Source organism: Nocardia sp. NPDC058658, assembly GCF_042716665.1.
Lineage (GTDB): Bacteria > Actinomycetota > Actinomycetes > Mycobacteriales > Mycobacteriaceae > Nocardia.
Genome location: NZ_JBHXRR010000001.1, coordinates 856703 through 868625 on the forward strand (window position 1 = coordinate 856703; position 11923 = coordinate 868625).

At 67.1% G+C, this 11923-nt stretch carries 14 protein-coding genes; 6 read left to right on the forward strand and 8 right to left on the reverse strand.

The window, feature by feature from the left end:
- Positions 1-43: 43 nt before the first annotated feature.
- Positions 44-424 carry a PPOX class F420-dependent oxidoreductase gene (locus ACFWUP_RS03950; RefSeq protein WP_379230454.1) on the reverse strand — a complete coding sequence of 127 codons (381 nt, stop codon included), beginning with the start codon at positions 422-424 and terminating at the stop codon, positions 44-46.
- Between the two features lie 122 nt (positions 425-546).
- Between ACFWUP_RS03950 and ACFWUP_RS03955 the strand changes: the two genes are divergently transcribed.
- Together ACFWUP_RS03955 and ACFWUP_RS03960 are read left to right on the forward strand one after the other, a co-directional pair.
- The gene (locus ACFWUP_RS03955; protein WP_379230456.1) at positions 547-1260 is read left to right on the forward strand and encodes a glyoxalase; all 714 of its coding nucleotides are present in this window, start codon (positions 547-549) and stop codon (positions 1258-1260) included.
- A gap of 433 nt (positions 1261-1693) precedes the next feature.
- Positions 1694-2695, forward strand: coding sequence for an NAD-dependent epimerase/dehydratase family protein (locus ACFWUP_RS03960; RefSeq protein WP_379230458.1), 1002 nt, complete (start codon positions 1694-1696; stop codon positions 2693-2695).
- 97 nt (positions 2696-2792) lie between these two features.
- Here the strand turns inward: ACFWUP_RS03960 and ACFWUP_RS03965 are convergent, their stop codons facing one another.
- On the reverse strand, positions 2793-3350 hold the full coding sequence (locus ACFWUP_RS03965) for an HAD domain-containing protein (RefSeq protein ID WP_379230460.1): 558 nt from the start codon (positions 3348-3350) through the stop codon (positions 2793-2795).
- Between the two features lie 115 nt (positions 3351-3465).
- Here ACFWUP_RS03965 and ACFWUP_RS03970 point away from each other — a divergent pair, with 115 nt between their 5' ends.
- Entirely contained in the window at positions 3466-4224 is a 759-nt protein-coding gene (locus ACFWUP_RS03970; protein ID WP_379230462.1) for a 2-phosphosulfolactate phosphatase, read from the forward strand.
- Positions 4225-4317: 93 nt separating this feature from the next.
- Here ACFWUP_RS03970 and ACFWUP_RS03975 read toward each other — a convergent pair whose 3' ends face one another.
- From ACFWUP_RS03975 to ACFWUP_RS03985, 3 genes are all read right to left on the reverse strand, one after another.
- On the reverse strand, positions 4318-4842 hold the full coding sequence (locus ACFWUP_RS03975; protein ID WP_379230464.1) for a hypothetical protein: 525 nt from the start codon (positions 4840-4842) through the stop codon (positions 4318-4320).
- A gap of 150 nt (positions 4843-4992) precedes the next feature.
- The gene (gene map, locus ACFWUP_RS03980) at positions 4993-5760 is read right to left on the reverse strand and encodes a type I methionyl aminopeptidase (RefSeq protein ID WP_379230465.1); all 768 of its coding nucleotides are present in this window, start codon (positions 5758-5760) and stop codon (positions 4993-4995) included.
- Positions 5761-5820: 60 nt separating this feature from the next.
- A complete protein-coding gene (locus ACFWUP_RS03985; RefSeq protein ID WP_379230467.1) occupies positions 5821-6636 on the reverse strand; it encodes a mycofactocin-coupled SDR family oxidoreductase in 816 nt (271 codons plus the stop codon).
- 135 nt (positions 6637-6771) lie between these two features.
- On the opposite strand from ACFWUP_RS03985, the gene ACFWUP_RS03990 reads away from it, so the two are divergent.
- A complete protein-coding gene (locus ACFWUP_RS03990; RefSeq protein ID WP_379230469.1) occupies positions 6772-7035 on the forward strand; it encodes a helix-turn-helix domain-containing protein in 264 nt (87 codons plus the stop codon).
- A 46-nt stretch (positions 7036-7081) separates the two neighbouring features.
- Here ACFWUP_RS03990 and ACFWUP_RS03995 read toward each other — a convergent pair whose 3' ends face one another.
- Positions 7082-9490: an MFS transporter gene (locus ACFWUP_RS03995; RefSeq protein ID WP_379230471.1), complete on the reverse strand. Its 2409-nt coding sequence runs from the start codon at positions 9488-9490 to the stop codon at positions 7082-7084.
- Positions 9491-9665: 175 nt separating this feature from the next.
- On the reverse strand, positions 9666-10547 hold the full coding sequence (locus tag ACFWUP_RS04000) for a Sir2 family NAD-dependent protein deacetylase (RefSeq protein ID WP_379230472.1): 882 nt from the start codon (positions 10545-10547) through the stop codon (positions 9666-9668).
- A gap of 120 nt (positions 10548-10667) precedes the next feature.
- Between ACFWUP_RS04000 and ACFWUP_RS04005 the strand changes: the two genes are divergently transcribed.
- Together ACFWUP_RS04005 and ACFWUP_RS04010 are read left to right on the forward strand one after the other, a co-directional pair.
- The gene (locus tag ACFWUP_RS04005) at positions 10668-11123 is read left to right on the forward strand and encodes a hypothetical protein (protein ID WP_379230474.1); all 456 of its coding nucleotides are present in this window, start codon (positions 10668-10670) and stop codon (positions 11121-11123) included.
- 209 nt (positions 11124-11332) lie between these two features.
- Complete coding sequence (locus tag ACFWUP_RS04010; RefSeq protein ID WP_379230476.1) at positions 11333-11689, forward strand: hypothetical protein; 357 nt, start codon at positions 11333-11335, stop codon at positions 11687-11689.
- Here ACFWUP_RS04010 and ACFWUP_RS04015 read toward each other — a convergent pair.
- Positions 11667-11897: a hypothetical protein gene (locus tag ACFWUP_RS04015; RefSeq protein ID WP_379230477.1), complete on the reverse strand. Its 231-nt coding sequence runs from the start codon at positions 11895-11897 to the stop codon at positions 11667-11669. The two genes, ACFWUP_RS04010 and ACFWUP_RS04015, sit on opposite strands and share 23 nt — an antisense overlap.
- Positions 11898-11923 lie beyond the last annotated feature (26 nt).

Below are 11923 nucleotides of genomic sequence, written 5' to 3' on the forward strand. Positions count from 1 at the left end.
CAGTATCCGATACCGGCGGTTCTACATATCCGATCGACGCAAATCAGGCGGGCGTGATCTCGATGCCGATCGTGCCCGCCTTGCCGCGGCGCAGATTGCTGGCGAGGATCACCAGCGGGCCGGTCAGCCAGTATTTCCGGCGCAGCGCCGACCGCACCTGCTCGGTTTCGGCGGCGTCGAGCAGGCGTGCGGTGCCCTGCACCACGGCACCGTGTGCATCTCCGCGCGCATTGCACGGTTGCAGAGTCACCTCGGGGTTGCGCCGGATGCGCTTGACCTTCCAGCTGTCGGTGACCGTCCAGACCAGCAGCTTGTCCTCGCGGGCCACCGCCCAGACGGGCGTGCCCACGGGAGTGCCGTCCTTGCGGAAGGTGGTGAGGAGTACGAAGTTCGCGGTCGCCAGTTCGCCGAGACGGTTGGTCATGCCCGCAGCCTAATCGGCGCGGGCCCGGTGCGTTCCTCGTGCGTGGCAAGAAAGTATGGGCGCTCGCGCGGAACTGTTCGTAACCTCGGACGCGAATCGACTTCTCGGCGAAAGGCCCAACGATGACCGATACCACGGTGCCCCTGCTGTGGAGCGGCGACCTGCCCAGCACCCTCGAGTTCTATCGGGCGCTCGGCTACACCGTCACCCACGAGCAGACCCGTCCATACGTCTACGCGGCGATCGAGCAAAATGGCTGCGCGCTGCATTTCACCCCCGCCCCGCCGGGCATCGAGCTGCCGGTGGAACGTGCCGCGTCCCTGCTGATGGTCGACGATGTCGCCACGCGCCATGCCGAATACACCGCCGCCCTGCGCGCCCATTACGGCAAGATCCCGAGCAAGGGCTGTCCGCGAATCACCCGATTCCGTCCCGGCCAGTCCCGTTTTTCCCTCGTCGACCCGGTCGGCAACACCGTCCTGGTGATCCAGCGCGACGAGCCGATGGAACTGGACTACGGCGGTTCTCGCGAGCTGGAAGGTTTGGCCCGCGTCCTCGACAACGCCCGCATCCTGCGCGATTTCAAGAACGACAACCGCGCCGCGACCCGTGCCGTGGAAGCAGGCCTGCACCGCTTCGGCGCCACCGCGACCACACTCGACCGGGCCCGCGCCTACGCCGCCCTCGCCGAACTCGCCATCGCCACCGAGGACGCCGACCGGCTCGCCCACTGGAAATCCGAATTCGACAGTGTCGAACTGACTTCCGAGGAACGCACGGCGATCATCACCGGCTCCTCCGATCTGCTCTCGGCTTGGCTCACCACAACCGACTGAACCGGCGGTATCCCAGTAGGCTCCGGTCATGCGAGGTCGACTCCACGAAAGCACCACCCGCCGGCGGCTAACCCGTTGTCTGGCAACAGCAATCACGGTTGCCGCAACCCTCGGACTCAGCCCTGCGGGAACCGCCCAGGCCGCGGCGCCATCTTGTGCCGACGGCTGGCAGGCGGACGTATTGGCCGCCGACCTGGGTGCTTGGAGAACCTCGAATCCGACGGCCACGGTGGCTTCTACGCCCCACCTTCACTGGATCTCACCCCCTCCTTCCTCCGCTGAGCTTTCAGGAACCCCGGTGACCGACCCTCCGATCAAGGAAGCCGAATTCCACGGCTTCTGACCTGCATCGTCGAACATCCGCTATCGAGATCGCTTTCGCCGGTGGCGAACCCACCCAACCCGCTGAACGAATGGTGGAAGAGTGAGGCCCATGCGGGTTCTCGTGCTCGGCGGCACCCTGTTCTTGTCCGCGCAGATCGCTCGTGACGCGGTAGCGCGAGGCCACGAGGTGACCTGCGTTGCGCGCGGTCGATCCGGGCAGGTGCCCGAGGGTGTGCGGCTCCTCTGCGTCGACCGTGAACATCACGGTGCTCTCGAAGTTCTGGCAGACGATCAATTCGACGCGGTGATCGACGTGGCGCGTGCGGCGTCGCGGTGGGTTGTCGACGCGCTGGACGTGCTGGCCGACCGAGCGCAGCACTGGACATTCGTATCCAGCATCAGCGCTTACGCCGATTCTGCGACAGTGGGCCAGACCATCGAAGCCCCACTGCGCGAACCGATCTGGGAGCCTGCGAACGATCTCACCGAACTCACCGCAGAACGCTACGGCAGCATCAAGGTAGCCAGCGAGAAGTCGGTCCGCGAACGGGTGGGCGAGCAGCGATCCTTCGTCGTCCGCCCCGGCCTGATCACCGGCCCTGCCGACCCATCGGACCGATTCGGCTACTGGGCAGCCCGGTTCGCCCGAGGTGGCCGCGCCATCATCCCGGACACCCCGCACCAACCCATCCAGCACATCGATGTCCGCGACCTCGCCGCCTGGATCATCACCGCCGCTGAAACAGGCCTGACCGGCACTTACGACGCCGTCGGCCCGATAACCGACCTCGGATCCCTCTTGCAGGAAACCGCACAACTCGTCGGAACCACCGACCTCGAACCGATCCCGATCGCCCCCGAAACCCTCACCGAATCAGGAGTCACCCCCTGGGCAGGCCCGAAGTCCCTCCCGCTGTGGCTACCCACTGAGGAACACGGGCTCGTCACCCATGATCCTGCCCCCGCCCTCGCTGCTGGATTGACACCTCGCCCCCTGGCCGACACCGTCCACGCAACCTTGGCCGACGAGCGCCGTCGCGGTCTCGGCCGCCCCCGCAAAGCGGGCCTGACCGCCACCGAAGAGCAGCAACTTCTCGACCGAGGCTTCTGACGCCAGCGCAACACCACGAACAGGTCGAACAGCCCTGCGGGACAGAGCCGTTTCATCCGGTTGACCGATCGGCCGCTCCCACATGCACAGCTCGAGTTCAGCCGCCGGACGACGTGCCACGGTGCATGCGTGCCGCCTCGAGCTTGCCCAGCCAATCGGCGAGGAGGGCGAAATCGGCGTCGGTCAGGCCGTGGTGGGGGTCGACGCGGTGCAGCAGAGTGGGTGCCCGGTGATGGGCCCGCACCCAGGTGCGGTCGTGGGAGGTGATCTCATCGTCGACCCAGACGAACGGACGGTGTGCGGCGAATGCGGTGAGGTGACGGGTTTTCCAGTGCAGTCGGTCGAGCGGACCGGTGTCATCGAGATCGGGCCAGTCCACCACGGGCAGATCGGGCAGACCGATGAGTGGGGACACCGTGGCATTGGCCTCGGACCGCCACGTCGTCGCCCACACCAGATCGCACGGCAGGTCGGACAGGCGCGCACCGTGCGTGGGGTCGAGGCGGACCAGCAACGGGTTCGTGGCGATCTGCGCCGGATCGAGACGCTGACGAGCTGGGTAGCCATGGGGGTACTGCTCGGGTGACCCGCCGAACGGAATGAGCGGTCCATCGACGTCGAGGAACAGCAGCGGTCGGTCGGAGGTGCTGGTCACCAGTGAACGATAGCGGCGTGCGGCCGCGGCACGCCTTTCGCGCGTGCGGAGCCGAAAGCTGGCATGGCGTCGATCTCCGTGGTGGACTGGCGGATTCGGCTATCGGGAGGTCAAGGTGCGATCGCGAACGCAGTGGGCGTGGCAGGACGGGTTCGGGGTTCGGGTGGAGTGGGGGCGGATCGGCGCGGAGGTACTCGGGCCCGAGGCTGCGTGTGTGGTGGTGATCGATGTGTTGTCGTTCACGACGTCGGTGGCGGTGGCGGTCGAAGCGGGGACCGCGGTGTTTCCGTATCGGTGGCGGGATGACTCGGCGCGGGTGTTCGCCGCGGCGAATGCCGCCGAACTGGCCGTCGGACGACGGGAGGTCGGTCCGTGGTCGTTGTCGCCGGCGGCGATTCGCCGCGCGCCGTTCACCGAACGTCTGGTGCTGCCCTCCCCGAACGGTTCCACCATCGCGGCCGCGGTCGAGGGGACACCGGTTGTCGCGGCGTGTTTGCGCAATGTCAGCGCGGTCGCCGACTGGCTCGTCGCTCAGGGCTGGGGAACGCCCGATCTGCCGATCGCGATCATCCCGGCGGGTGAGCACTGGCCGGGCACCGATACCGTGCGTCCAGCGCTCGAGGACTGGCTGGGCGCAGGGGCGCTGGCGGCCGCGCTGATCGAGCGCGGGATCGATACACCTTCCCCCGAGGCACGCACGGCGGCAACCGCGTTCGATGGAAAGCCCGATGTGCGTGCGCTGATCACCGAGTGCGCTTCCGGCCGTGAGCTCGCCGCGATCGGATTCGCCGATGACGTGGCCATCGCGACCGAACTCGATGCGAGCACCACCGTTCCGGTCTTGATCGACAAAGCGTTCATCGATCGCCGATAACACAAGAGCCGGAAGCCGCCTCCCCGCGACCCACCGGCTGCAGTAATTCCGTTGTGGTGGGCCACTTTTCAGCGCCCACCACAACGGTTCACCCTACTGGTTCGAGCCGATGATGCCGCCGATCACCGCCCCGATGACACAACCGGGGACTGCGCTGACGAACAGGAAGATCAGCCCGATCAGGGCGCCCACCACACAGCCGATGGCGATGCCGGCGACGATGTTGCCGGTCTGGTCGATGTTTTGCAGCGCCGCGGGATTCGCGATCGGGGCGCCGACGGGGGTGAGAGTGAGCGTGGTGGCCGCGGCGTCGAGCTGTGGGACCACATTGATGGCCGGACCGGCGACCGTCTGCACCGTGGTCGGGATGAAGCCGACACGCTGACCGTTGGGTGCCAGCACGGCGACACCCGCGTCGGGTGTGAGCTCGAATGTGCCCGCGGTGAGTTCCACGGACGCCTCCGAACCATCGGGCGCGACCGCCGCCGTGTAGGCCACGGCGCCGTCGACACCGGCCACCGACGGTCCGCTGAGCGGTGCCCCGCCCGCGGTGGCGGCGGTGATACCGGTCGCCGCGACGGTGAGCACGCAGGCAGCCAGCAACTGCTTGAACATCATGGGTTTTCCCTCCGACTTGCTGATCCGACCTACCCCGAGATCAGCCCGTACCTCCCATGATGCGGCATGGCTATGTTGCATTACCCGAGATCGGCGGAATACGAATCGGCTTGTAGCAACACAGAATTCGCAAGCCAGGGAAAGTACCGATCAGTCTCGCGCGGTGAGGATGCTCGGCCCGTCGGCGGTGATCGCGATCGTGTGCTCACTGTGTGCGCAGCGGGAGCCGTCGGCGGATCGGATCGTCCAGCCGTCGGGGTCGGTGAAGACCTTGGCGGTGGTCGCGGCGAACCAGGGTTCGATCGCCACGGCGAGGCCGGGCCGCAACCGGAAGCCGCGACCGGCGCGGCCGTCGTTGGCGATGTGCGGGTCCTCGTGCATGGTCCGGCCGAGCCCGTGCCCACCGAACTCGGTGTTGACCGGATATCCGTATCCGCGTGCGACATTCGCGATCGCGGCGGAGATGTCACCGATGCGGTTGTCCGGTTGCGCGGCGGCGATCCCGGCAGCGAGTGCTTCTTCGGTGGCCCGGATGAGCCGCTCGTCGGCGGGCGCGGGGGTGCCGACGATGAACGAGATGGCCGAGTCGGCGACCCAGCCGTCGATCGACACTGCCAGATCAGCCGTCAGCAGGTCCCCGTCCCGCAGCTCGTAGTCGTACGGAAGCCCGTGCAGCACAGCATCGTTCACTGCCAGGCATACCGTATTGCGGAACGGACCGCGCCCGAACGACGGCGAGTAGTCCCAATAGCACGACACCGCCCCGCGTTCGCGAATCCGTTCCCGCACATACGCTTCCAGGTCAAGGAGGTTCACCCCGACGGCCGCCCGGTCCCGCACCCCGGCCAGCACATCGGCGACGAACCGGCCGGTCACCCGCATGCGTTCGATCTCCGCGGGTGACTTCAATTCCACCATCACGCCTCCACTTGGTATTTTTATACCGACACTAGCCGCGCCGGTATAAAAATACCAAGTTCAGCGGTTCAGGTTGCCCATGTCCACGGGGATCTGCGCGCCGGTGATCTGGCCGGCCTCGTCCGAGCACAGCCACGCCACCGTCGCCGCGATCTCCTCCGGCTGACAGATGTAGCTGGGCAGTGCGTTCATGAAGATGGGCGCCAGGGTGGTCCCGTACTCCTCGAACAACGGCATCATCTCGGCCACCTGCATGCCGGTCTCCACGCCCGCCGGGTGGATGGTGTTCACCCGGATCCGGTGCGCGCCGAGCTCGTTCGCCATCGTTTTGGCCAGGCCGGTGACCGCGTGCTTGGTCGCGACGTAGTGCCCGGTGAACGGCAGACCCTTGATGCCGGCCACCGAACTGGTGAACACCATCGCACCGCCCTGTCCCTGCGCGATCAGGTGCGGCACAGCGGCTTTCGCGGTGTGGAACACACCCGTGAGGTTGACGTCGATGGTTTCCTGCCACTGCTCGGCGGTGATCTCCCACGACATGGCCGCCGAACAGATCCCCGCGTTGGCCACCACCACATCGAGCCTGCCGAGCTCGTCGATCCCCGCCGCCAGGGCCGCCGACAGCGCCTCGAAATCGCGCACGTCGACCTTGCTCGCGACGATCCTGGCGCCCGTCGCCTCGACGAGCTTCACGGTCTCGGCCAATTCCGCCTCCGTCGCGCCCGCGTAGCTCGTGCTGGCGAACTTCGCGCACGCGTCGATCGCGATCACGTCGGCGCCTTCCTCGGCGAACCGCACCGCCTCCGCCCTGCCCTGCCCGCGCGCCGCCCCCGTGACGAAAACGACCTTGCCTTCGAACCGTCGTGTCATGCCCATACCTTTCGAACCGCGATGTCCTCCCCTGACACCTACCACCCGCCACCACCTACGCGAGGCGAAAACGGAGATCCCTCCTCAGCTCGATGCACGCCACCTTGGCCAACGGGTTCGCCACGACATACCATCGGTCCCATGGTCCGTCTCCCGCTCAGCCCCGCACAGGTCGAAGCAGGCCGCCGCCTCGGCCGCCGCCTGCGCACGGCCCGCGGCGACCGCGACCTCGCCGAGGTGGCCCGCCACGCCGGCATCTCCCCCGAAACCCTCCGCAAGATCGAATCAGGACGAATGCCCTCACCTGCCTTCGGCACCGTCGTCGGCCTCGCCGAAGCCCTCTCGATCCCCTTGGCCGAGCTGGCCGAGTCCTACCGCGCCGAGCCGGTCGCCGAATCCGCCTGAATCACCGGCGCAGACCTGCCGACCGACCGGATCGACCTCGACCCGCTTATCGGCGGTTCATCGACTCCTCGTTCTCGTACCCCAGCGTCACATCGTGGGTGATCTCGCCGCGCGTCACCGACACCTGACTCGCGACAGGCGGGTAGCCGCGGGCGACCACCGTGTACTCGCCTTCCGGCAGGTCCGGCACCAGGTACTTGCCCTGCTCGTCGGTGCGGGCGGTGGCCGCCGCGTCGCCGCCCGAATCCAGGACGGTGATCTGTATGTCGGCGACGGGGCGGTCGCCGTCGACCCAGGCCGAGCCGAGCAGGATGGCCATCGGTTCGAGGTCGATGTCGCGGATCAGCGAGCCCGTTTCCGGGACCGTCAGCGCGACCGCTGAGGGGCGCATGTGGTCGGCGACCGCGACCAGGGTGTAGGTGCCGCTGACGACATCGCGGCACACGTAGGTGCCGTCTTCGCCGGTGATCGCGGCGCCGACGACCTCACCCTCGGGGTCGGTCAGGGTGACCGTGGCACCCCAGAGCGGTTCGCCGCGCCGCGCGGATCGCACCACGCCGGTGAGTTCGCCCGCTCCGGTGAGCATCAGGTCGACGTGCTGGGCGCGTTCGCCGATCGACACGCTCACCGCCTCGGGCTGGTGACCGGCCGCGGCGGCGATGAGCACGTAGTTGCCCGGTCGCGGGGCCTCGATCGCGTACGCGCCATCGGCGTCGCCGTTGCCACGAGCCACCTGGTGTCCGTGTTGGTCGATCAACGTGAGGGTGGCGGCGGGGACCGGGCGGTCGTCGTCGCGGCGCAGCAGTCCCGCGATCACCCGGCCGGTCGCGGCGGGGTGCAATTTTCCGGCCATCTCGTGCGCGTCGTGCAGGCTCACATCGCGCAGCAGGGTGGCATCGGCCGGTTCCTCGGGAACCGGATCTTCCTGCAGCGGAATCTCTTTCATGAACACGAGCACCAGGCAGGCCACGATGGCGAGGTCGGCGGCGAGCAGGAACACGGTGTGCATGGAGTTGGTGAAGCCCTCGAGGATCGGGATCCGCAACTCGTCGGGCAGGGTGGCGATGCCGCTGGTGTCGCGCAGCAGGCCGTCGAGGCGCGCCTCGTCGAAACCGGCGGGCAGGGTGCCGCCGAAGGCTCGCAGGATCGAACCGGGCAGCCGGTCGAACAGGACCGTGAGGAACACCGCGACACCGAGTGTGCCGCCGAGCTGACGGAAGAACGTCGCCGCCGCCGTCGACACCCCCATCTCGGTGCGCCCGACCGCGTTCTGCGCGGCGATGATCAGCGTCTGCATGCAGCCGCCGAGCCCGAAGCCCATGATCGCGCTGTAGGCGAGCGGCTGCCACAGCGGGCCGTCGTAGGTGATCCGGGCGAACAGCGCGCACCCGATCGCCAGGATCAACGCGCCGAGCACCGGCAGCACTTTGTAGTGTCCGGTGGCTTTGGTGATCAGCCCGGAGATCTGCGCGCCGACCATGATCCCGAGGACGAGCGGCAGCATCAGCAGCCCCGCCTCTGTCGGCGAGAAACCGCGCACGACCTGCAGATACTGTGGTACCAACATGATCGCGCCGAACATCGCCACGCCGACGAGGAACCCGCCGAGGATCGCGAGACTGAAGGTGGAACTGCGGAACAGCCGCAACGGGATCAGCGCCGAGTCCTTCATCAGGAATTCGACCACCACGAACAGCAGCAGACCGCCGGCGCAGATGCCGTAGCAGAGCAGCGATTTCGGCGCGGTCCACCCCCAGATGCGTCCCTGTTCGGCGACGATCAGCAGCGGCACCACACCCACGATCAGCGCGATCGCGCCGAGCCAGTCGATCCGGCTGCGTTGTCGCGTGTGCCGCACGTTCAGCACTTTCGCGACCACGAGGAACGCCAGGATTCCGACCGGCACGTTCACCAGGAACACCCAGCGCCAGCCTTCGATGCCGCCGAGGTTCTCGTATTCGGACAGGAAGCCGCCGACCACCGGGCCGAGCACCGTCGCGATGCCGAACACCATGAGGAAATAGCCCTGGTAGCGGACCCGTTCGCGCGCGGGCACGATGTCGCCGACGATGGTGAACGCCAGCGACATCAACCCGCCCGCGCCCAGACCCTGGAAGGCGCGGCACCCGGCGAGCTGGTACATGGTGGTCGCGAAGCAGCAGGCCGCCGAGCCGAGGACGAACAGGGCGATCGCCAGTAGGTAGAACGGTTTGCGACCGTAGATGTCGGCGAGTTTGCCGTAGAGCGGGGTGGTGACGGTGGCGGTGATCAGGTATGCCGTTGTCGCCCATGCCTGTTCGTCGAACCCGTCGAGACTGTTCGCGATCCGCACGATCGCGACGCTGACGATATTCTGGTCGAGCGCGGCGAGGAACACCCCTAGTAGCAGGCCCGACAGGATGGTGAGTGTCTGGCGGTGCGTGAGGCGTGATTCGGCAACGACGGTATCGGTCACGAAATGCCCTGGTTCTGATCGGCTGGCGAGTGGGTGTCGATCATTCGGCCCACACGAGGGCCGACAACCCCGCTGCGAGGAAAACTTTGCGCCGCGGGTCGAACTCTTCATGCACTGGTGGGCCGAGCTTACCTACGTCGGATTCGCCGCCGTCACCGAGGGATCAAGTTACCGTTCATTTCACCGATAATCGATAGGGCGCGCCATCCGGAACCCCCGGTTCGGCGGACGGGAATTCAGCGGCGAGTGCGCGCAGAGTTTCCGAACAGCCCGCATCGATGCGAAGGGTGGCGAGTTCGTCGCCGCGGGTGCGTCCGCGATTCACAATGACCACTGGCACACCGATTTTCGCGGCTCTGCGCACAAATCGCAGACCCGACATCACTGTCAGCGAGGAACCGGCCACCAGTATCGCCTGCGCCTCGTCGACCAGCTCGAATGCGGCTTCGACCCGGTCAGAGGGCACATTCTCACCGAAATACACGATGTCGGGTTTGAGCATTCCGCCACAGGACAGGCAGTCGACCATCCGGAATCGGTCGGTATCGGTGACCACCGCGTCCGCGTCCGGCGCCACTTCGATTCCGGTCGGCATCATCGAAAGATTTTCCGCGAAACCAGGATTGGCGGCTTCGAGGTGTTCGGCGAGAGTCATTCGGGAGATGAGTTTCGCACAACTCAGACAACGCACGCGCGCGTAAGTTCCGTGCAGATCGATCACCCGGCGCGCGCCCGCTTTCGTGTGCAGCAGGTCCACATTCTGGGTGATCACGCCCGACACCACACCTGCCCGTTCGAGTCGTGCGACCGCACGGTGACCGGGGTTGGGGCGGGCGGCGTCCATGCGTCGCCAGCCGATGTGGTTGCGTGCCCAATACCGTTGCCGGAATATCGGGTCGCCGACGAACTGCTGATAGGTCATCGGCGTGCGCGGCGGCGCGTCGGGGCTGCGGTAATCGGGAATGCCGCTGTCGGTGCTCAGTCCCGCACCGGAGATCACCACGGTGGCGCGCCCGCTCAGCAGCTCGGCCGCGCGTTTCACCGCCGCGATGTCCATGAATCCACTCTACGAGCGCGGTGATGCGGCGCGAACACGCCGGGCCCGAGTTGCGTGCGGTGCACGCGCGGCGAGATGATATCCACTCCGCCCGGCATCGACCGCTGCAGAGGAAAACCTATGTCCGACACCGATGAGCACGGCCGCACCGCGCTCAATGCCGCGGTCGACGGGACCATCGTCGCCGTCCGCCGGATGTTCTATGTCCTGGGCGACGAGATCGACCGCACCGAGGGCCCGATCGAATTCACTTTCCACGACGGGTCGACGCTGCTCTTCGACGCCGGCGTCGACGGTGCGGAACTGCGCATCGGCGGGTCGCCGTGGCGTGATCCGTTCGAGCCGCTGGTGGACCCGGTCAATATCGAATACGTCGCCAATTCGGGCAAATACACCGCGTTCGATGTCACCGACGAGGCGCCCTACGACGACCTCGCGGGCCGTCGGGTCGATGCGGTTTCGGTGGTGCCGCTGGCCGACGGCCGCCCGCGCGCGGCAACGCTGTACCTGGGCACAGGCATGGTGAAGGCGGAGTCGATCGCCGACGAGCTGATCGTGACACTGATCTCCGCCTGATCGAAAGCCGAATCACCGTCCGGCACAGCATGTTCGCGTGCGGCCATACCTAGGCTCGATGCCCTCGCAGGCACGATGCGCGCGCGGCGTGGATGGCCGGTACCCGCCCGCCTCGCTCGTTCGCCCGGTGCCCGGGAGGCGGACACGCGGCGCTCACCTACCCGGCGCGCGCGTGCTGCTCGAGGCAGCATGGGTGCGGTGGTTGTGACGTGGCTGGGAAGGTGTCGGTGATGGTGCCGTATCGGTGGCGGTCGGGGTGGGGTGTGTCGGCGGGGTTGTTCGTCGCCGTCTTCGTGTTGGTGCCCGCGACATTCGCGGTGCAGAACGCCTGGAAGGTGCCGGTTCCGCAGACGATCTCGTTCGCGCGGATCGAGCCGATCGCGACATCGTATTGGCTCAGCTGGGCTTTGACGCTGGCCGCGCTGTTGACGCCTGCGCTGGTGCTGTCGCTGCTCCCGGTGGCCCGCTCGATCGCCTTGGGCTATCTACTGACCACCACGATGGTCGGCGCGGTCCTGTGCGGGGCGACCGTCGCGATGGCGTTCACCGGACTCGCGGCTGTGTGACCGCGAACGACTCCGACAGCTCGTCGATCGCATCGCCGCGGATCTGTCTGCGCTCGTTGGCCAGAGCGGTGGTGGTGCAGATGCCGAAGGCGCCCTGCTCGTCGTAGAGCACCGCGGCACCCGCGGCGATCCCGTCGTCGCTGAGGTGGGTTTCCGCTTCGAGACCCATCTCGTCGCCGATCGGCATGCGGGAGAAGGTGATCGACACATCGGTGTTGCTGAAGCCGATGCCCT